Source organism: Brevundimonas sp. AAP58, from assembly GCF_001295975.1.
In the GTDB taxonomy this organism is placed as follows: Bacteria; Pseudomonadota; Alphaproteobacteria; order Caulobacterales; family Caulobacteraceae; genus Brevundimonas.
On sequence record NZ_LJHU01000077.1, the window covers coordinates 29,134 to 49,616 of the forward strand.

Annotated in this window: 14 protein-coding genes; 1 reads left to right on the forward strand and 13 read right to left on the reverse strand. The window is 68.7% G+C overall.

The features are described 5' to 3' along the window. Positions 1 to 29 precede the first annotated feature (29 nt). Complete coding sequence (locus IP78_RS10845) at positions 30 to 2,351, forward strand: glucan 1,4-alpha-glucosidase (RefSeq protein ID WP_369814690.1); 2,322 nt, start codon at positions 30 to 32, stop codon at positions 2,349 to 2,351. Between the two features lie 177 nt (positions 2,352 to 2,528). On the opposite strand, the gene IP78_RS10850 is transcribed toward IP78_RS10845, so the two are convergent. The 13 genes from IP78_RS10850 to gltB all read right to left on the reverse strand — a co-directional run bounded on the left by IP78_RS10850 (position 2,529) and on the right by gltB (position 20,388). Further along, a complete protein-coding gene (locus tag IP78_RS10850; RefSeq protein WP_054111701.1) occupies positions 2,529 to 3,212 on the reverse strand; it encodes a TorF family putative porin in 684 nt (227 codons plus the stop codon). A 79-nt stretch (positions 3,213 to 3,291) separates the two neighbouring features. Beyond that, positions 3,292 to 4,767: an ammonium transporter gene (locus IP78_RS10855; protein WP_156320376.1), complete on the reverse strand. Its 1,476-nt coding sequence runs from the start codon at positions 4,765 to 4,767 to the stop codon at positions 3,292 to 3,294. A 202-nt stretch (positions 4,768 to 4,969) separates the two neighbouring features. Then, positions 4,970 to 6,070, reverse strand: coding sequence for a 3-isopropylmalate dehydrogenase (leuB, locus tag IP78_RS10860; protein ID WP_054111702.1), 1,101 nt, complete (start codon positions 6,068 to 6,070; stop codon positions 4,970 to 4,972). Then, entirely contained in the window at positions 6,070 to 6,660 is a 591-nt protein-coding gene (leuD, locus tag IP78_RS10865) for a 3-isopropylmalate dehydratase small subunit (protein ID WP_054111703.1), read from the reverse strand. Before leuD ends, leuB begins: the two co-directional genes overlap by 1 nt. Next, positions 6,653 to 8,071 (reverse strand): 3-isopropylmalate dehydratase large subunit, encoded by a 1,419-nt coding sequence (gene leuC, locus IP78_RS10870; protein WP_054111704.1) that lies wholly within the window; start codon positions 8,069 to 8,071, stop codon positions 6,653 to 6,655. The genes leuD and leuC overlap by 8 nt, the downstream gene beginning before the upstream one ends. Then, entirely contained in the window at positions 8,058 to 9,275 is a 1,218-nt protein-coding gene (locus IP78_RS10875) for a 2-isopropylmalate synthase (RefSeq protein WP_054111705.1), read from the reverse strand. Before IP78_RS10875 ends, leuC begins: the two co-directional genes overlap by 14 nt. Continuing rightward, positions 9,272 to 9,538, reverse strand: a complete 267-nt coding sequence (locus tag IP78_RS10880) for an ACT domain-containing protein (protein WP_029414732.1) — start codon at positions 9,536 to 9,538, stop codon at positions 9,272 to 9,274. Before IP78_RS10880 ends, IP78_RS10875 begins: the two co-directional genes overlap by 4 nt. Further along, positions 9,538 to 11,262 (reverse strand): acetolactate synthase 2 catalytic subunit, encoded by a 1,725-nt coding sequence (gene ilvG / locus IP78_RS10885; protein WP_054111706.1) that lies wholly within the window; start codon positions 11,260 to 11,262, stop codon positions 9,538 to 9,540. The genes IP78_RS10880 and ilvG overlap by 1 nt, the downstream gene beginning before the upstream one ends. Positions 11,263 to 11,299: 37 nt before the next feature. Further along, complete coding sequence (gene ilvC, locus IP78_RS10890; RefSeq protein WP_054111707.1) at positions 11,300 to 12,310, reverse strand: ketol-acid reductoisomerase; 1,011 nt, start codon at positions 12,308 to 12,310, stop codon at positions 11,300 to 11,302. A gap of 3 nt (positions 12,311 to 12,313) precedes the next feature. After that, positions 12,314 to 14,041 (reverse strand): dihydroxy-acid dehydratase, encoded by a 1,728-nt coding sequence (locus tag IP78_RS10895; RefSeq protein WP_197272440.1) that lies wholly within the window; start codon positions 14,039 to 14,041, stop codon positions 12,314 to 12,316. Between the two features lie 96 nt (positions 14,042 to 14,137). Then, positions 14,138 to 14,290, reverse strand: coding sequence for a hypothetical protein (locus IP78_RS15300; protein ID WP_156320377.1), 153 nt, complete (start codon positions 14,288 to 14,290; stop codon positions 14,138 to 14,140). A 121-nt stretch (positions 14,291 to 14,411) separates the two neighbouring features. After that, positions 14,412 to 15,710 (reverse strand): ammonium transporter, encoded by a 1,299-nt coding sequence (locus IP78_RS10900; RefSeq protein ID WP_054111708.1) that lies wholly within the window; start codon positions 15,708 to 15,710, stop codon positions 14,412 to 14,414. A gap of 160 nt (positions 15,711 to 15,870) precedes the next feature. Next, complete coding sequence (gltB, locus tag IP78_RS10905) at positions 15,871 to 20,388, reverse strand: glutamate synthase large subunit (protein ID WP_054111709.1); 4,518 nt, start codon at positions 20,386 to 20,388, stop codon at positions 15,871 to 15,873. Positions 20,389 to 20,483 lie beyond the last annotated feature (95 nt).

The following is a 20,483-nucleotide window of genomic DNA, read 5'->3' on the forward strand; positions in this document are numbered from 1 at the left end:
TCAGCGCCTGCGCCCTGCTGCCCCAGCCGATGCGGATGCAGGGTGCCGTTTCCGTTCCGGCCGACGTCGCCATTGCCCCCGGCGCGCCGGGCGACCAGCCAACCTGGGTCAACGCCGCCAAGACCGGCGCGGGCTCGTCCTACGAAGCCTATGTCGATGGCCGTTATCAGGACGGCGGACCGACCGGCGTAGTGTCGCGGGTGTGGTTCTCCATCGCCGACGGCGTCCTGACCGAGACCATGTACGGCCTGATCCACGAGGCCCAGATCAAGCAACTGCGCTTCGCCGTCGCCACCGAAAGCGGCCTGGCCGTCGAAGGCCCCGATACGACCGACCGCACCGAGTATCTTCACACCGACGCCCAGGGTCGCCCCCTGTCCCCCGCCTATCGCGTCACCACCACCGACCGGAACGGTCGCTTCGAAATCGAGAAGCACGTCTTCACCGATCCGGATCGACAGGCCCTGATGATGCGCGTCACAGTCCGCGCGCTGTCGTCCGACGTCACGCCCTGGCTGCTGCTGGAGCCGCATGTGGCCAACACCGGCGTCGGGGACCGCGGCGAGGCGAGGCCCGAAGCGCTGCACGCCTTCGAGGGCGACACTCATCTGCTGCTGCGCCCCGGCGCACCCTTCGAGACCGCCAGTGTGGGGTTCGTCGGCGCGTCTGATCCCCTCGCCGATCTGGCGGACGGCGATCTGGACATCGCCTATCGCTCGACCGGCGACGAGGGTGGTAACATCATGCTGGCGGGCGGCCTGCCGACGATCCGGGCGGGAGAGAGCCTGACCCGCGACTTCGTCATCGGCTTCGGCGAAACGCGCGAGGGCGCGGAAGGCGCGGCCGACGGAGCCCTGGCCACGGGCTACGAGACGGTGCTGGCCAACTTCAACGGCGAAGGCGCGGCGGTCGGCTGGGAGGACTACATCGCCTCGCTGGACCAGCTGCCCCGGCTCGCCGAACAGTCCACCGACGGCGGCAGGCTCGCCTATTCCTCGGCCCTGATGCTGAAGGTCCAGGAGGATCGCACCTATGCCGGTGCCCTGATCGCCAGCCTGTCAAACCCCTGGGGCGACACGGTGGACGCGACCAACCCCTCGACCGGCTACAAGGCCGTCTGGCCGCGCGACTTCTATCAGGTGGCCATGGCCATGCTGGCGCTGGGCGACACCGAGACGCCGCTGGCGGCCTTCCGCTACCTGCCCCAGGTCCAGGTCCGCGCCGAGACGCCGGGCAATACGGGCGCCACCGGCTGGTTCCTGCAGAAGACCTGGGTCGACGGGACCATCGAATGGGTCGCGGTCCAGCTGGACCAGACGGCCATGCCGATCATGCTGGGCTGGCGGCTGTGGAAGGACGGCGTGGTCTCCGACGCCGAGATGGCGCGGATGTACCGCGACATGATCAAGCCGGCCGCAGACTTCCTGGTCGACGGCGGCACGCTGGGCATCCTCTGGAACGACCGCACCGTGACCCCGCCTTGGACCCAGCAGGAGCGGTGGGAAGAGCAGGAGGGCTATTCTCCGTCCACCACCGCCGCCGTGGTGGCGGGGCTGGTGACCGCCGCCGAGATCGCCCGGGCGTCGGGCGACACGGCCTCCGCCGACCGCTATCTGGCCACCGCCGACGACTATGCCTCAAAGATCGAGAGCCGGATGTTCACGACGAACGGCTCGCTGGGCGATGGCGAATACTTCGTGCGCATCACCCGCAACGAGGATCCGAACGACCGCGCTCCGATCGGCGAGGCCAACGCCCAGCAGGGCCTGCCCGAGGATCAGATCGTCGACGGCGGCTTCCTGGAGCTGGTGCGCTATGGCGTGCGCCGGGCCGATGCGCCGTCGATCCTGGCCACCCTGCCCGAGTATGACGATCAGACCCGAGAGGATCGGCTGCGGGTCCGCTATGACCTCAACGGCTTTCCGGCCTTCCGCCGCTACGGCAACGACGGCTACGGCGAGAATGTCGAGACGGGCGGAAGCTACGGCGTCGGCGGCATGACGCCCGGCCAGCGCGGCCGGGTCTGGCCCTTCTTCACCGGAGAGCGCGGACACTACGAACTGGCGCGGGCGCTTCAGGGCGGCTCGGCCTCTCCCGGCGAACTCGCCCGCATCCGTGACACCTACGTCGCCGGTATGGAGAGCTTCGCCAATGGAGGTCTGTTGTTGCCTGAACAGGTCTGGGACGGCGTCGGCAACCGCACGCGATTCAACTATGACCCCGGCCAAGGCACGAATTCGGCGACGCCGCTGGCGTGGACCCACGCGGAATATATCAAGCTGTTGCGCTCGCTGGCCGACCGGCAGGTCTGGGACCGTTATGCTCCAGTGGCCGAGCGTTACGGGCGGTAGTCAAGGATCTCTCCCTCCCCCTCGGGGGAGGGTGGTCGGAGCGCAGCGGAGACCGGGTGGGGACGGCCGGGCGCGCCCAATGCCCGGCATTGCCACTGTATGGCCTTGCCGCCCCCATCCGATCGCTTCGCGATCTGCCCTGCCCCGCAGGGGCAGGGAGAGCGCTGTTGTCGTTTCTCAGAACGCTGCCTTCACCGTCGCCACGAAGCGGTCCTCGGCGATAGCCAGGCCGTTGATGTCGGTGTCGTGATAACGCAGGTCCAGCGTCAGGTTGTCGGTCACGGCATAGGCTGCGCCGAGGTTCCAGGTGACGTAGTCGTCGGATACGTCCAGCCACTGCTGACCGACCGCGCCGGACACCGTCCAGCCGACCGTCGTGGCATAGGCACCGTTCAGCTCCAGATAGGCCGCCTCGTCGTCGACGCCGAAGAAGTCGGGCGAGACGTACAGGGCCACACCCCCGGTGAACGGCCCCACGGCGCGCGAGGCCGCAGCCTTGAACTCGACGTAGTCATAGTCGGCCCCACCCGGCGCATTGCCATAGAGGTAGCCCACCACGCCGAAGTCGAGCGCATAGCCCCCCGCCTCGGTGCGGAATCCGCCGTAGAGATCGACCTCGAGATCGGTGTCATCGCCGAAGTCGACGTTCGATGCCCAGGCCCCGGCGTAGAAGGAACCGGCGGTCAGATCGACGCCGCCCGAGATCGCCGGATCCTCATTGGTCTGGCTGACGCCCCGGAAGACATAGTCGGTGCTGACGGCGGCGTTGAAGGCGATGTCCACGTCCTGGGCCGAGACGGCCGAAGCGGTGCCAGTCAGAAGCGCGGCGGCGAGCGCGGCGAAGGTGGTCTGCAGTCTCATCTCGATATCCCCTCGTGATGATGTTGGATTGGGCCCGCCGGGCACGAAGGGAGGATCGCCCCCGGCGGGTACGCGGCACTCAGGCGCCTTCCAGCGCCTCTCCGTGGAGGGTGGTGTCCAGGCCCTCGGCCTCCTGAGCGTCACTGACGCGCAGCCCGGTGGTGAACTTGCAGATCACCAGGATGAGGAAAGTCAAAACGGCGGACCAGGCGATGGTCCAGGCCAGGCCCATGGCCTGGGTCGGGATGTTGGCCCCTTCCGACAGGCTGTTCACCGCCGTGGTGGCGAAGACGCCGGTCAGGATAGCACCCAGCAGGCCGCCCGCGCCGTGGATGCCGAAGGCGTCCAGGCTGTCGTCATAGCGCAGCAGCTTCTTCAGCCAGACCGACGAGGCGTAGCAGACCGGACCGGCGATCAGGCCGATGATGACCGCGCCCTTGGGATCGACGAAGCCCGCCGCCGGGGTGATGGCCACCAGACCGGCGACCAAGCCGGACAGCACGCCGATCAGCGACGGCTTCTTCTTCTCCATCACCTCGACGATCTTCCAGGTCAGGGAGGCGGCGAAGGCGGCCAGCAGGGTGTTGAGCAAGGCCACGCCCGCGATGGCGTCGGCCGCCCAGGCCGAGCCGGCGTTGAAGCCGATCCAGCCGACGAGCAGCAGAGACGCCCCGATCATGGTCAGGACCGGGTTGTGGGCGTTCATGACCTCGGCACCATAGCCTTTGCGCGGCCCCATGAAGAGGGCGCAGACCAGACCCGCGACACCGGAGTTGACGTGCACCACCGCGCCACCGGCGAAGTCGAGCACGCCCGCCGAGCCCAGGAAGCCGCCGCCCCAGACCCAGTGGCAGATCGGGGCATAGACGAGGAGCGTCCACAGGCCGGTGAACAGCAGGAGCGCCGAATACTTGATCCGTTCGGCGAAGGCACCGGTCACAAGCGCTGGTGTGATGATGGCGAAGGTCAGCTGGAAGGCGATCCAGAGATACTCCGGCAAACCCGGCGCGGCGGAATAGGCCGTCTCCATGGTCACGCCGTTTAGGAAGGCGGCGTCGAGGCTACCGATGAACGACTGCACCGTGTCGCCGTCGAAGCCCAACATCGGCTGGCCGACGCCGAAGGCCAGAGAATAGCCCGCCGCGAACCAGGCCAGGCTGACCACGGCGGCGACGCCCAGAGACTGGGTGATGGTGGCGATGACGTTCTTGCGCCTCACCATGCCACCGTAGAACAGGGCCAGGCCCGGCAGGGTCATCAACAGGACCAGCGCCGTGGAGGTCAGGATCCACGAGCTGGCGGCGGCGTCAGGTTCGGCCACCGCCTGATGGGCCAGAAGCACGGGGGCCGGAGCGGCCTCTTCCTCAGGCGCGGCGACCGCCTCGACGGCAGCGGCGGCTTCGGTGGTCACGGCTTCGGCCGTTTCGGCGACGGCGGCGGCCGCGGCCGTTACAGGCTCGGCGGATGCCGCGAAGGCACCCCCGGCGTAGAACAGTGCTGCGGTCAGCAGACAGAGGGCGATCGCCCCCGGAAGTCGATTAAGCAACTGCGACATGAGCATCCCCTCTTCGATCTCGCAGTTGCGAACTGTTTACCGCAACGCTGTTCGGCGCAAGGGGTATATTGCGGTTTTGCGCAAGTTTCGTGTGCTAGAGAGCACATATCCGCGGCCATTGAAAAGATTATTGCTCCGAAACTTCGCTGCAACGCACAACGCAACTGTGTGACGGCTCCGCGACGAAAAGGTTAACCCCGGATCATCCCCAGTGCATCTGTACCCGATGCGAGGCCGCCCAGTGGATCGCCTTGATGGCGTCGATGACCGCCCCCGCCGCCGTCCGGGTGCCGAGCTCACCGCCCAGATCGGCCGTGACCGCGCCCGCCGCCAGCACCGCCGCCACCGCCGCCTCGATGGACGACGCCTCGTCCTCCATATCCAGGCTGTGGCGCAGCATCATGGCCGCCGACAGAATGGTTCCGACCGGATTGGCCAGGTCCTGACCCGCGATGTCGGGCGCAGAGCCGTGGATGGGCTCGAACAGGCCAGGCCCCGATTCGCCCAGCGACGCCGACGGCAGCAGGCCGATCGACCCGCCCAGCACGCTGATCTCATCGGACAGGATGTCGCCGAACATGTTCTCGGTCAGGATGACATCGTATTCGCGGGGCTTGCGGATCAGGTGCATCGCCATGGAGTCAACCAGGGCGTGCTCCAGCCTCACCTGCGGGAACTCCTCGGCGTGGATGCGGGTCACGACCTCGCGCCACAGGCGGCTGGTCTCCATGACGTTGGCCTTATCGACCGAGGTGACCTTGCCGCGCCGTTGCAGGGCGGTCTTGAAGGCGGCGCGCGCCACCCGTTCGATCTCGGGCACAGTGTAGATGCACAGGTCCGAGGCCATGTCGGCCGTCCGGGTCTTCTCGCCGAAATAGACGCCACCGGTCAGCTCGCGGAACACGATCAGATCGACGCCCTCGACGATCTCCTTCTTCAGCGGCGAGCGATGCGCCAGAACCGGGGACACCTGTAGCGGACGCAGGTTGGCGAACAGGCCCATGGCCTTGCGGATGCCCAGCAGCCCCTCTTCGGGCCGTCGCTTGCCGCCGTCCCATTGGGGCCCGCCGACTGCGCCGAGCAGAACGCCGTCGGCCGCCAGACAGGCGGCGGTCGTCTCGGGCGGCAGGGGATCGCCGGTGGCATCGATGGCCGCGCCGCCGATCAGATGCTCGGCGAAATCGAAGCGGTGGCCGTAGAAGTCGCCGATAACGCCGAGCACGGCCTTGGCCGCCGCCGTGACCTCGGGGCCGACGCCGTCGCCGGGCAGGAGGACGATGTTGTAGGTCCGGGTATTGGGCATCAGACGGGCTCCGGCGCGTGGGCGCGCTCATAGGCTTCGATGGCGGGCATGGACTTCTGCAGCCAGCCCAGGGTGTCGACCCCGTCCAGCAAGCATTGGCGGGCGAAGGGTTCGACGGCGAAGGCGACCGGGGCGTGGTTGCCCCGACGCACCTCCTGGGCCTCCAGGTCGATGGTCACGGGCTGGTCCGGATGCGCCGCCAGATCGTCCCAGGTCGCCTGATCGACGACCACCGGCAGAAAACCGTTCTTCAGGGCGTTGGAGGTGAAGATATCGGCGATCGAGGTCGAGATGACGGCGCGGAAGCCGTAGTCCACCAGGGCCCAGGGCGCGTGCTCCCGCGATGATCCGCAGCCGAAGTTGTCGCCGGCCAGAAGGATGCGGTGCTCTGTCGGATCGATCCGGTTCAGCACGGCTTCCGGCTTGGGCGTCCCGTCGGCCTCGTAGCGCCAGTCGTGGAATGCGTGACGGCCCAGGCCCTCGCGGCTTGTGGTCGTCAGGAAGCGGGCCGGAATGATCTGGTCGGTGTCGATATTGGCCTGGGACAGGACCAGCACCTTGGAGGTCAGCGTCTTCAGGGGCTCAGGCATCGACAGCCTCTGTCAGATAGACGCGCGGGTCCGTCAGCACGCCCGCGATCGCGCTCGCGGCCGCCGTCGCCGGGCTGGCCAGGATGGTCCGCGCGCCCTTGCCCTGCCGGCCTTCGAAGTTGCGGTTCGAGGTCGAGACCGCCAGCTGCCCCGGCAGGACGAAGTCCCCGTTCATGGCGATGCACATGGAACAGCCTGGGATGCGCCACTCCGCTCCGGCCTCGGTGAAGACGGTGTGAAGCCCCTCGGCCTCGGCGTCGCGCCGCACGGCCTCGGAACCCGGAACGACCAGCATGCGCACACCCGGCTTGACCTTGCGGCCGCGCAGCACGTCCGCCGCCGCCCGCAGGTCGGGCAAACGGCCATTGGTGCAGGACCCGATGAAGACCACGTCGACCGCCTGGGTCGTCGTCGTCTGCCCGGCCTCAAAGCCCATATAGGCCAGGGCCTTGCGGTCGCTGTCGGACTTCGGCTCCGGAACGCGCGAGCCGATGGGGGACCCCGCATCCGGCGTCGTGCCCCAGGTCGCCATGGGCCTGATGGCACTGCCGTCGATCGTCACCTCGGAGTCGAACGTCGCCCCGGGATCGCTCGCGAGCGTCAGCCAGTCGGCCGCAGCGCGCTCAAACGCCCCGCCGGTCGGGACGTGGCGACGCCCCCTCAGCCAGGCGACAGTCTTGTCGTCCGGCGCGATCATGCCGGCCCGCGCGCCCGCCTCGATCGACATGTTGCACAGCGTCATCCGCCCCTCCATGTCGAGCGACCGGACCGCCTCGCCCGCGTATTCGATGACGAAGCCGGTGCCGCCGCCGAAGCCGAGCTCGGCGATGACGGCCAGGGCCACGTCCTTGCCGGAAACGCCGGGGGACAGGGCGCCGTCTACCGTCACCCGCATGGCCTTGGACTTCCTCTGGATCAGGCACTGGGTCGCCAGCACATGGGCCACCTCCGACGTGCCGATACCGAAGGCAATGGCCCCGAAGGCACCGTGCGTCGCCGTATGACTGTCGCCGCAGACGACGGTCATGCCGGGCTGGGTGAGGCCCAGCTCCGGCCCCATGACGTGGACCACGCCCCGGTCGGCGCTATCCCAGCCCGCCAGGGTGACGCCGTGCCGAGCGCAGTTGGCCTCCAGCCGATGCACCTGAGCCTCGGCCTCTGGCGTGACATAGGGCTTCAGACCGTTCAGCCCGGCGGGCAGAGTCGGGGTCGAATGGTCCAGGGTCGCGAAGGTCCGATCCGGCCGCCGGACCTTCAGGCCCCGCGACTCGATCTCGGTGAAGGCCTGGGGGCTGGTGACCTCGTGGACCAGATGCAGGTCGATATAGAGGACGCCGGGCGTCTCGGCGGTCTCGGGAACGACGACGTGGCGGTCCCAGACCTTGTCGAACAGGGTCCTAGGCGGCTGCATGTTCGCGCTCCCTCGGCTGGGTCGCGACGCAGATGGCCGTCAGCTCGGCGTCGTTGATCTCGCCGATCTCGTCGGCCCGCGCCTTGAAGGCGGCGAAGGCGTCGGTCAGGTGCGTGCCGACCAGGGGATGGCCCAGCACTTCCGCGCGCTTGGCCACAGCGTGGCGGCCGGAGTGCTTGCCGAGCACGAAGAAGCTGCCCTCAAAGCCCACGTCCTGTGGCCGCATGATCTCATAGGTGCGGGCGTCGGCGAACATGCCGTGCTGGTGGATGCCGGCCTCGTGGGCGAAGGCGTTGATGCCGACGATGGCCTTGTTACGGACCACCGGCGAATGGGTGATCTCGCTCAGCAGGCGGCTGGTCGAAACCAGCTTGGTCGCGTCGATGCCGGTCGTCACGCCGAACCGCTCGGCCCTGACGCGCAGGGCCATCACCACCTCTTCGAGCGAGGCGTTTCCGGCCCGCTCGCCGATGCCGTTGATGGTCGACTCGACCTGCCGCGCCCCGCCCTCGACGGCGGCCAGGCTGTTGGCGACCGCCAGCCCCAGGTCGTTGTGGCAGTGGGTCGAGAAGACCACGTCCGGATGCCGGGGCCGGATGCGGGCGATCAGGAAGCGATACAGCTCGCGGATTTCCTCCGGCGTCGAATAGCCGACGGTGTCGGGCACGTTCAGGGTCGTGGCCCCGGCGTCGGCCACGGCCTCCAGCACCTCGGCCAGAAACTCCGGTTCGGTCCGGATCGCGTCTTCGGCCGAGAACTCGACGTCGTCGAACCGGGTGCGGGCGTACTGGACCGAGCGGATGGCGGCGTCCATCACCTGGTCCGTCGTCATCCGCAGCTTGGCCGAGCGGTGGATCGGGCTGGTGCCCAGGAAGATGTGGATGCGCCGCCGCTTGGTCGCGCTCAGCCCCCGCCACGCCGCGTCGATGTCGGACTCGGTCGAGCGCGACAGGGAGCAGAAGACGGGCCCGCTGTCGTCCTCGGCGACCTCGCCGACCACGGCGCGCAGGCAGTCCTCATCGCCCGGAGAGGCGGCGGCGAAGCCCGCCTCCATGACGTCGACGCCCAGCGCCTTCAGCTGACGCGCCATGCGCACTTTGTCGGCGGGGGACATGGAGAAGCCCGGCGCCTGCTCGCCGTCCCGCATGGTCGTGTCGAAAACGACGACGCGGTTCGGATCGGATACTCGAGGTTCGGTGGTCATGCCGCCGCCCCGGTCTGGAAGCCGTAGGTCGCAGCGGCGAAGCCGACGCGGGTCGCCCCGTGCAGCTTGTCGATCTGGCGGCCCAGGTTGTCGGCGCAGCGCCCGGCGTCGCGGCCCCGCACCTGCATGGACACGCGGCGCATGGCCCCCTCGTCCGACAGGCTCATGCCGTCGATGTGGAAGCCACGACGCTCGACGAGGCCGATCAGGCGCTGGAGCGAACCGTCGGCGCGGTCGATGGTGATATGGATCGTGTCGGTCATCAGATATCCCCCTCGAAGCGGGTGTTGTGCATCATTTCGGCGTTGGACTTGCCCGGCGGCACCAGCGGCCAGACGTTCTCTTTCGGGTCGATTAGGACGTGCGCGAGGCAGGGGCCGGGCGCATCCAGCAGGCGCTGGATCCCGGCGGAGACCTCCTCGCGCCGGCTAATTCGGAAGGCCTCGATGCCGAAGGCCTGGGCCACGGCGACGAAGTCGGGATTGTCCGACAGATCGACCTCGGAATAGTTCTCCTCGAAGAACAGCTCCTGCCACTGGCGCACCAGGCCCAGGCTGGAGTTGTCCAACAGCACGATCTTCAGCGCCACGCCGTAGCGGCGCAGCGTCGCCAGCTCCTGGATGTTCATCATGAAGCTGCCGTCGCCGGACACGGTCACGACGTGCGCATCGGGGTTGGCCATCTTGGCCCCCAGCCCGGCGGGCAGGCCGTAGCCCATGGCCCCCAGACCGCCGGACGTCAGATGGGCTTCGGGCCGCGAGAATTCGCAGTGCTGGGCGACCCACATCTGGTGCTGGCCGACGTCGCAGGCGGCGACGAACGTATCGCCGGCCGTCTTCGACAACTCATTCAACAGGGCCGGCGCATAGACCCCCTCTCCCGGCGCGTCGTAGCGGAAGGCGTTGCGCTTGGCCGATGAGGTGCAGCGGATGATCCAGGGATCGATGGTCAGGGCGGCCGTGGTGACCCGCGCCGTCAGAGCCTCGATCCCGGCCGTCAGGTCGCCGACGACGGGCACATGCACGGCCCGCAGCTTGCCGATCTCGGCCGGGTCGATGTCGAAATGCACGACCTTCGCATGCGGCGCGAAGGCGTTCAGCTTGCCGGTCGCCCGATCGTCGAAGCGGGCACCAAAGACGATCAGCAGATCGCTCTCCTGCACCGCCTCGTTGGCGGCACGGGTGCCGTGCATGCCCAGCATGCCCAGAAAGCCCGGCGCATCTGTGCGGATCGAGCCCAGGGCGTTCAGGGTCGAGACCGCCGGGATGCCCGTCCGCTCGGCGAAGTCGCGCAGGGCCTCGACCGCGCCCGCGATCTTCACCCCGCCGCCGACATAGATCAGCGGGCGTTCGGCCGCGCGGATCAGCTGCTCGGCCTCGGCGATCGCCGCGTGATCCAGGGGCTCAGCCTCGTTTGGATAGTGGAAGCCGTAGTCGTCCGCCGCCATCCCGACCTGGATGTCCTTGGGCAGGTCGACCAGAACCGGGCCCGGCCGGCCCGAGCGCGCGACGTGGAAGGCCTCCTCGATCACGGCGGGAATATCGGCGGGGTCGCGCACAACCCAGCTGTGCTTCACGATCGGCAGGGTGACGCCCAGGATGTCGATCTCCTGGAAGGCGTCGGTGCCCATCAGATGGGTCGCGACATTGCCGGTGATGCAGACCATCGGCACCGAATCCATCATGGCGTTGGCGATGCCGGTGATCAGGTTGGTCGCGCCGGGGCCGGAGGTCGCCATGCAGACCCCGACCTTGCCGGTCGAGCGCGCCCAGGCGTCGGCGGCGAAGGCAGCGCCCTGCTCATGCCGGACCAGGATGTGCTTCAGGCCCGAGCCGGTCAGGGCGTCATAGACCGGCATGATGGCCCCGCCGGGATAGCCGAACACCACCTCGACCCCCAGCCGCTCCAGGGTGCGGACGAGCAACCGCGCGCCGCTCTGGGGCGGGTTTGCGGTATTGGCGCTGATGGCGGTGGCGACGGCGGACATTGGCACTATTGGCGCTGACGTTTTTGCAGTTTCAGGATCAGGCGGCTTCGGCGGTTTTCGGCGCGTGCAGCCAGGCCATCCGCTCGCGCAGACCCGCCCCGACCGACTCGATCAGGTGGTCGCCGTCGGCCTTGACCAGGGCATCGTAGGCACCCTTGCCCGCCTCGTTCTCGGCGATCCATTCGCGGGCGAACTGGCCCGACTGGATCTCGGACAGGATCTCCTTCATCCGGGCGCGGGTCTCGGCGTTGATGACGCGCGGACCGGACGAGACCGAGCCCCACTTGGCCGTCTCGGAGATGAACTCGTTCATCTTGGTGACGCCGCCCTCGTAGAACAGGTCCACGATCAGCTTCAGCTCGTGCATGCACTCGAAGTAGGCGATCTCGGGCTGGTAGCCGGCCTCGACCAGGGTGGTGAAGCCGCCCATGACCAGCTCCTTGGCCCCGCCGCACAGGACGGCCTGTTCGCCGAACAGATCGGTCTCGGTCTCTTCCTTGAAGCTGGTTTCCAACAGGCCGCCGGTCGCCCCGCCGATGCCCTTGGCATAGCCCATGGCCCGGTCGCGGGCCTTGCCGGTCGCGTCCTGCTCGATGGCGAACAGGGCGGGCACGCCCCGTCCGCGCGCGTATTCACGGCGCACCAGATCGCCCGGCCCCTTGGGCGCGACCAGGATGACGTCCATGTCCTTTCGCGGCTGGACCCGGCCGTACAGGATCGAGAAACCGTGAGCGAACAGGATGGCCGCGCCCTTCTTGGCGTGCGGCTCGATCGTCTCCTTGTAGATCGCCGCCTGGGCCATGTCGGGCGTCAGGATGGCGATGATGTCGGCACCCTTCACGGCGTCCGCCGGCTCGGCCGTGGCGATGCCATCGGCGGTGGCGTTCCGCCAACCCTTGCCGCCCTGGCGAACGCCGGCGATCACGTCGTGGCCGCTTTCCTTCAGGTTCTGCGCATGGGCCCGGCCCTGCGAGCCGTAGCCGATGATGGCGATGCGCTGGCCGGCGATGGCACCGGGGCGGATGTCGTCGTTCGTGTAGATCTGCATGGCTCAGGCTTCCTGGGTTTGCTTGGCGTCGGCCCGGACTTGAGCGGGCGGAGGATTGGGGATGGTCACCGCGCCCTGGGCCGCCGAGGCGACCGAGGCGCGGTATTTGGCGAAGACGCCCGTGGCGGCGTTCAGCGGCGGGGGCGTGTGACCGGCCCGGCGCGAGGCCAGGTCGGCGGCGACATCGATCCGGCGCGCGGTGACGTCGATGGTGATGCGGTCGCCGTCGCGGATCAGGGCGATCGGTCCGCCGGCCGCCGCTTCGGGCGAAACGTGTCCGGCGACGAAACCATAGCTGGCCCCCGAGAACCGCCCGTCGGTGATCAGAGCGACGTCGTGGATGCCCCGGCCCTTCAGCGCGGCGGTCACCTGCAGCATCTCGCGCATGCCGGGGCCACCCTGCGGGCCTTCGTAGCGGATGACGATAACGTCGCCCTCGCCCACCGACCCATCCTGCACGGCATGGAAGGCGTCTTCCTCGCTATCGAACACGCAGGCCGGGCCTTCGAAGCGGTCGACCTTGTGCCCGGTCAGCTTGATCACCGCCCCGTCAGGCGCGACGTCGCCATAGATCACGGCATAGGAACCGCGCGGGCTGAATGGGGCAGCTACGGTCGAGACCACCTGCTGGCCGGGCGACTCCTGCGCCTCCGCAGCCTCGGCGAACAGGCTGCGGCCCGAGACGGTCGGGGTGTTGGTGATCTTGCCCGTCTCCGCCAACCGCTGGGTCACCAGCCGGGTGCCGCCCGCCGCGTACAGATGGCTGGCCAGGAACCGCCCGCCGGGCTTCAGGTCGCAAATGACCGGCGTGGCCTCGCAGGCCGCGTTCATGTCCTCGACGCCAAAGGCGATCCCCGCCTCGGCCGCGATGGCGGTCAGATGCAGCACCGCGTTGGTCGATCCTCCCGAGGCCGAGACGGCGGCGGCGGCGTTCTTCAGGCTGGCGCGGGTGATGTATTTGCGCGCCGTGTCTCCGGCGAAGACCCGCTCGACGATCAGACGGCCGCAGCGTTCGCCCTCCTCCGCCTTGGCCGGGTCGACGGCGGGCACGTCGTTGGCCCCCATCGGCGACAGGCCCATGACCGACAGGGCCATGGCCATGGTGTTGGCCGTGAACTGTCCGCCGCAGGCCCCGGCACCGGGACAGGCCGCGCTTTCGACTGCCTTCAGCCCATCGTCGTCCAGCGCGCCCGCGCCATGCGCACCGATGGCCTCGAACACCTCCTGGATGGAGACCTCACGCCCGCCAACCACGCCCGGCAGGATGGTGCCGCCGTAATAGACCAGGCCGGGGATATCCATGCGCGCCAGGGCCATGGCGGCGGCTGGGATGGTCTTGTCGCAGCCGACGATGCAGACCACGCCGTCCAGCTGGTGCCCCTGCACCGCCAGCTCGATGGAGTCGGCGACGACCTCGCGCGAGATCAGCGAGGCCTTCATGCCCGGTGTGCCCATGGAGATGCCGTCGGTCACCACGATGGTGTTGAAGTCGACCGGGTATCCGCCCGCCGCCCGGATGCCCGCGCGCACGTCGGCGGCCAGACGGTCCAGGTGCATGTTGCAGGGCGTGACCGACGACCAGGTGTTGACCACCGCGATCATCGGCTTGTCGAAGTCGGCGTCCTGCATGCCCGCCGCGCGCAGGTAGCTGCGGGCTGCCGCGCGGTTCGGACCGCGCGTGACCACCGCGCTGCGGTGCCGGGGGCTGGAGGTGAAATCTTGCGTCGTCACGAGTTCGGGTCCGGTGGCTTCTCCGGACCGCGCGCAACAAAAAACCCGCTTCCTTTCGGGAGCGGGTGGCTGCGAGCGATCCTGTTTTGGTTGGGTTCAGGTCGTCAGCGTCCACGCCGCTCCGGCGAGCAGGCCAAGAAGTACGCTGAGAATGAGGGTGTTCAGGGCGATCGAGACGGTCTGGACGCGCGAAGCTGCGACGGCGCGAGCCGTGCGGGCGTTCGGGGTGTGACGGGTCGACGGGCTCACGGCCGGCTCCTTGCTACTCGCCCATAAGGCCAGACATCGCTGCGCCGCACAAGACGAAATTGGAAGAAAGTTCCAAAATCCGTTCACCACGACGGGCGCGTGGCAATTTCGCCCCGGGCGTTCAGTGGATGGATTCGCCGTGCTGGGAGTAGTCCAGCCCCTCGATTTCGCCATCCCGATCAACGCGCAGACCTGTGGTGAAACGGCAGACCACCAGCACGATCCAGGTCCCGACCGCGCTCCAGGCGATAACGGCGAGCAGACCCAGGATCTGCTTCACGACGTCGGCCCCTTCCGACAGGCCGTTGATCGAGGCGCTGGCGAGCAGGCCCGTCAGGACCGCGCCGACGATGCCGCCCACGCCGTGGATGCCGAAGGCGTCCAGGCTGTCGTCGTACTTCAGCGCGCGCTTGAGCCAGACTGAACCGGCATAGCAGGCCGGGCCGCCGACGAGGCCGATCAGGAAGGCGCCCTTAGGGTCAACGAAACCGGCGGCTGGGGTCACGGCCACGAGGCCACCGACGAGACCGGACAGGAGGCCGAGCAGCGTCGGCCGCTTCTGATCGATCCACTCCACCACCATCCAGCCGAAGGCGGCGGCAGCGGGGGCCAGGATGGTGTTCAGCGCCGCCACCGCCGCGATGCCGTCCGCCGCCCATGCGCTGCCTGCGTTGAAGCCGAGCCAGCCGACGAACAGCAGTCCGGTGCCGATTGCGGCATAGGCGAGGTTGGCGGGCGCCATATTGTCCCGTCCGAAACCGTGGCGGGGGCCGAGCACAAGCGCGCAGACCAGGCCGGCTACGCCGGCATTGACGTGGACCACCGCCCCGCCCGCGAAGTCCAGCACGCCCCAGCCGCCCAGCCAGCCGCCGCCCCAGACCTGATGGCAGATCGGCGCATAGACGATCAGATGCCACAGGGCGAAGAACAGGACGCTGGCCGAGAACTTCATCCGCTCGGCGAAGGCCCCGGCGATGATGGCCGGGGTGATGATGGCGAAGGTCAGCTGGAACGCGATCCACAGGTATTCCGGCAGGCCGGGGGCCAGGCTGTGTGCCGTCTCGATCGTCACGCCATTCAGGAACAGGGCCTGGAAGCCGCCGATGAAGCCGTTGGTGGGTTCGCCCGAGACGCCGAACGACAGGCTGTAGCCGACGACGAACCACAGCACCGTCACGACCATGAAGGACGCCGCCGAATGGGCGATGGTCGAGATGATGTTCTTCTTGCGGACCATGCCGCCATAGAACAGCGCCAGCCCCGGCAGGGTCATCATCAGGACCAGCGCCGTCGACACCAGGATCCAGCCCGTCGCCGCCGCGTCGATGGCCAGCGGCGCCTGATGCGCGAGGAGGGCGGGGGCGGCGGAGGCCTGGGTGGGCAGAGCGGCACCAAGGGCGACCAACCCCCAAATCGTCATGGCCGGGCCTGTCCCGGCCACCCATAGACGCGAACGGCGCGAGTTCGCACCGACCCTCGAGCCGCAGTGCGTCATTTCGTAGGACCGTGTCTATGGGTCACCGGGACAAGCCCGGTGATGACGAAGCTTTGGGGAGGGATCGGACAGAGCGCGTGAAGCATCACGCCGGAACCGCCTCGCCTGCGTCAAGCTTGCGCTCGGCCTCGGCGACGGGGGTCGGCACGATGCGAACGAACCGCTTCAGGCTGTCGCCCCAGGCTCCCAGCAGCCGCCGCGCGAGAGGCGATCCCGTCGCCGCCAGATGCGCCTCGATCAGGGCCTTCAACCGCCCCGCCGCCGCCTCGGTGACCGGCGCGAAGGAGGCCAGGTCGCCATTCAGCGCCAGTCCTGTGCGACCCGCCTCGTCCAGTACGAACAGCTCTCCCCCGGACATGCCCGCCGCCAGGTTCCAGCCCACCGGCCCCAGGATCGCGACGCGACCCCCGGTCATGTATTCGCAGGCGTGGGCGCCGGCCCCCTCGACCACGGCCTCAGCGCCCGAGTTGCGGACGGCGAACCGCTCGCCCGCGCTGCCTGCCGCGAACAGCCGACCGGAGGTGGCGCCGTAGAGAGTCGTGTTGCCGATGGCGGGCTGGTGCTCGCGCCATTCAATGGGCTTGACCACGATGTCGGCGCCGGACAGCCCCTTGCCGACATAGTCGTTGGCTTCGCCGGTCAGCTCCAGCTTCAGCCCTTTCGCGCCGAACGCGCCGAACGACTGACCGGCCGAACCGGCGAGCTTCAGCGTCAGGACGCCTGTCGGCCCCGTCGGCCCCCAGCGGCGCACGATGGCCGAACTGACGCCCGCCCCGATCGTCCGCATGACGTTGGAGATGGGATAGCTGAGCTCCGACGTCTGGCCTCGGTCCAGGAAGGCCCAGGCGTCGTTGAGGATGCGGGCGTCCAGCGTCGGCGGGACCTCGGCGCGGCCCTTCTCGGCCCAGGCCTTCTTCTCGGCGGCCTCGACCCGGACCAGCAGCGGGTTGAGGTCGAGGTCGTCCAGGTGCGACCCGCCGCGCCGCACCTGACGCAGCAGGTCGGTGCGCCCGACGATCTCGTCCAGCGTCCGCGCGCCGAGCGACGCCAGGATCTCGCGCACCTCCTCGGCGATGAAGCTGAACAGGTTCACGACCTTGTCGGCCGTGCCGGTGAACTTCTCGCGCAGCCGCGGGTCCTGGGAGCAGACGCCGACGGGGCAGGTGTTGGAATGGCACTGGCGCACCATCAGACAGCCCATGGCAATCAGGCTTGCGGTGCCGATGTTGAATTCCTCGGCCCCCAGGATGGCGGCGACGACGATGTCTCGGCCGGTCCGCATGCCGCCGTCGGCGCGCACGACGACGTGGCTCCTCAGGTTGTTCAGGCTCAGCACCTGATGGGTCTCGGCCAGACCGATCTCCCACGGCAGGCCGGCGTGCTTGATCGAAGACTGGGGCGAGGCCCCCGTGCCGCCGTTGTGGCCGGCGATCAGGATGCAGTCGGCCTTGGCCTTGGCGACGCCCGAGGCGATGGCGCCGATGCCTGACGCCGAGACCAGCTTCACGGTCACCCGCGCGTCCGGGTTGATCGACTTCAGGTCGTAGATGAGCTGGGCCAAGTCCTCGATCGAATAGATGTCGTGGTGCGGCGGCGGGCTGATCAGGGTCGTTCCGGGCGTGGAGTGCCGCATCCGGGCGATGAACTCGGTGACCTTGAAGCCGGGCAGCTGGCCGCCCTCGCCGGGCTTGGCCCCTTGGGCGATCTTGATCTCGATCTCGCGGCACTGGTTCAGATATTCGGCCGTGACGCCGAAACGGCCCGACGCGATCTGCTTGACCGCCGAGTTCATGTTGTCGCCGTCGGGACGGGTCGCGTAGCGGTCCGGGTCCTCGCCGCCTTCGCCCGAGACGCTGCGCGCCCCGATGCGGTTCATGGCGACGTTGAGCACGCCGTGAGCCTCGGGCGACAGGGCCCCCAGGCTCATGCCCGGCGTCAGGAAGCGACGGCGGATGTCCGAGACGCTCTCGACCTCATGGATCGGGACGGGCGTCAGGCCCTCCTTCCAGTCCAGCAGGTCGCGCGGGGCCAGATCGGGCTGCTCGCGCACGGCCTCGGAGTATTGCTTGAACCGGCGATAGTCGCCGCGATTACAGGCGTCCTGCAGCAGATGGATCGTGCGGGCGTCGTTGGCGTGGGCCTCGCCGCCGGCGCGGATGCGGAACAAGCCCCCCATGGCCGGGGTCGGCGTCGCCTCGGTCCAGGCCAGCGCGTGGCGGGTCATCGCCGCCTTCTCCAGACCGGCCAGGCCGATGCCGGAGATGCGCGAGGGCGCACCGGGGAAGAACTCGGCTGTGACGGCGCGGGACAGGCCCAGCACCTCGAACTCGCAGCCGCCGCGATAGGCGGAGATGACGCTGATGCCTTTACGGGCGAGCGTCTTCATCAACCCGGCCTCGATGCCGGCCTTGTAGTTCAGGCAGGCGTCGCGGAGGCTCAGCCCCGGATAGGCGCCGCGATCCAGCCGCTCCTGGAACATCTCCTGCGCCAGCCAGGCATTGACCGCCGTGGCACCGACCCCGACAAGCACGGCGAACCCGTGCGGGTCCAGCACCTCGGCCGAACGCACCACGATGGAGACGTAGGTCCGCAGACCGGCATCCGTCAGCCGCTTGTGTACGGCGGCCGTGGCCAGGATCATCGGGATGGCGATGCGGCTGTCCGATGCCCGCTCGTCGGTCAGGACGACCAGCCCCGACCCGCCCTCGACGGCGGCCTGGGCCTCGGCCTGAATGCGATCAAGCGCGGCACGCAGGCCCGCGCCCGCGCGATCCTCTGGCCCCGGCAGCGGATAGGAGCAGTCGATCACCACGGTCGAGCCCGCGCCGACCACATCAAGCATCCGCTCGTACATGCCGGTGGTCAGAACCGGGCTGTCCAGCACGAAGACGTTCGTCTGAGCCTCTTCCTCGGCGAGGATGTTGCCCAGGTTCTTGAACCGGGTCTTAAGGCTCATCGCCCCGGCTTCGCGCAGGGGATCGATGGGCGGGTTGGTGACCTGGCTGAAGTTCTGGCGGAAGTAGTGGGCCAGCGGGCGCGGCAGGGCCGACAGCACCGCGGGCGGGGCGTCGTCGCCCATGGAGCCGACCGCCTCCTTGCCGTCCTTGATGAGGGGATCGAGCAGGAGGTCGAGGTCTTCGCGGCTGTATCCCGCCGCGATCTGGCGGCGCGTCAGGGCTTCGCCGGTGGCGGCGCGGGGTTCGGGTCCGGGGCCGATCAGGGGCTCCAGATCGACCATGTTCTCCAGCCACTCCGTATAGGGGTGGTCGGCGGCGAGCGCGTCGATGGCCTGGGTCTCGTCCAGCACGACGCCGGTCTTGAGGTCGGCGACAATCATGCGGCCGGGGCCGATGGGCAGGCGGCGCTTGATCCGGCTCTCGGGCAGGCCCGCCAGCCCGGCCTCGGACCCTGCCAGAAGCAGGCCGTCGTGGGTCTCCATGGCGCGCAAGGGGCGCAGGCCGTTCCGGTCCTTGCCCGCCACGATCCAGCGGCCGTCGGTGGCGCAGATGGCGGCCGGGCCGTCCCACGGCTCCATCACGGCGTTGCAGTAGGCGTAGAGCGCCCGGTGCTCGGGCTTCATCAGCCCTTCGTCCTTGGCCCAGGCCTCGGGGATAAGCAGGGCCTTGGCCATCGGCGCGGGCCGCCCCGCCCGGACCAGAACTTCGAACACATTGTCGAGCGAGGCGGAGTCCGATCCGCCCGCCTGGACCACCGGCTTCACGTCCTCGCCGTGGTCGCCAAAGGCGGTGGCGGCCATGCGGATCTCGTGGCTCCGCATCCAGTTCAGATTGCCCTTCAGCGTGTTGATCTCGCCGTTGTGGGCCAGCATGCGGAACGGCTGGGCGAGCCGCCATTCGGGGAAGGTGTTGGTGGAATAGCGCTGGTGGAAGATGGCGTAGGCCGCCTCGAAGCGCGGATCCAGCAGGTCGGGATAGAGCCGGTCCAGCAGTTCGGCCCGCACCATGCCCTTGTAGATGAGCGACCGCGACGACAGCGAACAGACATAGAAACCCGGCACGCCCTCGGCCGTGATCGCCTTCTCGATGCGGCGGCGGACCAGATAGAGCTCGCCCTCGACGATCTCGCGCTTGTCGTCCCCGGCCAGGTCAGCGGGCACGGCCAGCATGATCTGCTCGATCTCCGGCCGGGTGGCATCGGCCTTTGAGCCGACGACCGACAGATCGATCGGCGTCTGGCGCCAGCCGTAGATATAGAACCCCGCTCTGAGCACCTCGGTCTCGACGATGGCGCGGGCCCGGTCCTGGGCCCCCAGGTCGGTGCGCGGCAGGAAGATCTGGCCAATAGCGATGGGGCCGGGCCGCAGCCGCTGGCCGATCATCCGCACCTGTTCGGCGAAGAAGGCTTGCGGCGCCTCGACCATCAGGCCGGCGCCGTCGCCCGACAAGCCATCCGGATCGACCGCGCCCCGGTGGGCGACGTTCTTCAGAGACTTGATGGCGAGTTCGACCACCTCGCGGCGCGGCTTGCCGTCGATGGCGGCGACGAGGCCCACGCCGCAGGCGTCGCGCTCGGATAAGGGATCATAGGCGTGGGCGTCGATCAATCTCTGACGATCACGCTCGTGGTTTTGCAGCCAACTCATCTCAGTCACTTCCCAATCCGCTCATCCCCGCGAAAGCGGGGACCCAGTTCTTTCGCGAGGCATGCTGCGTTGGACTGGGTTTTCGGATGAGGCGG

What these genes read in the sequence shown, in the direction of transcription:
- ilvC (WP_054111707.1), bottom strand. Translation starts at nt 12,310, where the DNA reads ATGCAGATCTACACGAACGACGACATCCGCCCCGGTGCCATCGCCGGC.
- IP78_RS10900 (WP_054111708.1), bottom strand. Translation starts at nt 15,710, where the DNA reads ATGACGATTTGGGGGTTGGTCGCCCTTGGTGCCGCTCTGCCCACCCAG.
- IP78_RS10845 (WP_369814690.1), top strand. Translation starts at nt 30, where the DNA reads ATGCGGATGCAGGGTGCCGTTTCCGTTCCGGCCGACGTCGCCATTGCC.
- IP78_RS10855 (WP_156320376.1), bottom strand. Translation starts at nt 4,767, where the DNA reads ATGTCGCAGTTGCTTAATCGACTTCCGGGGGCGATCGCCCTCTGTCTG.
- IP78_RS10875 (WP_054111705.1), bottom strand. Translation starts at nt 9,275, where the DNA reads ATGACCACCGAACCTCGAGTATCCGATCCGAACCGCGTCGTCGTTTTC.
- gltB (WP_054111709.1), bottom strand. Translation starts at nt 20,388, where the DNA reads ATGAGTTGGCTGCAAAACCACGAGCGTGATCGTCAGAGATTGATCGAC.
- leuB (WP_054111702.1), bottom strand. Translation starts at nt 6,070, where the DNA reads ATGCCCAATACCCGGACCTACAACATCGTCCTCCTGCCCGGCGACGGC.
- ilvG (WP_054111706.1), bottom strand. Translation starts at nt 11,262, where the DNA reads ATGTCCGCCGTCGCCACCGCCATCAGCGCCAATACCGCAAACCCGCCC.
- leuC (WP_054111704.1), bottom strand. Translation starts at nt 8,071, where the DNA reads ATGCAGCCGCCTAGGACCCTGTTCGACAAGGTCTGGGACCGCCACGTC.
- IP78_RS10880 (WP_029414732.1), bottom strand. Translation starts at nt 9,538, where the DNA reads ATGACCGACACGATCCATATCACCATCGACCGCGCCGACGGTTCGCTC.
- IP78_RS10850 (WP_054111701.1), bottom strand. Translation starts at nt 3,212, where the DNA reads ATGAGACTGCAGACCACCTTCGCCGCGCTCGCCGCCGCGCTTCTGACT.
- leuD (WP_054111703.1), bottom strand. Translation starts at nt 6,660, where the DNA reads ATGCCTGAGCCCCTGAAGACGCTGACCTCCAAGGTGCTGGTCCTGTCC.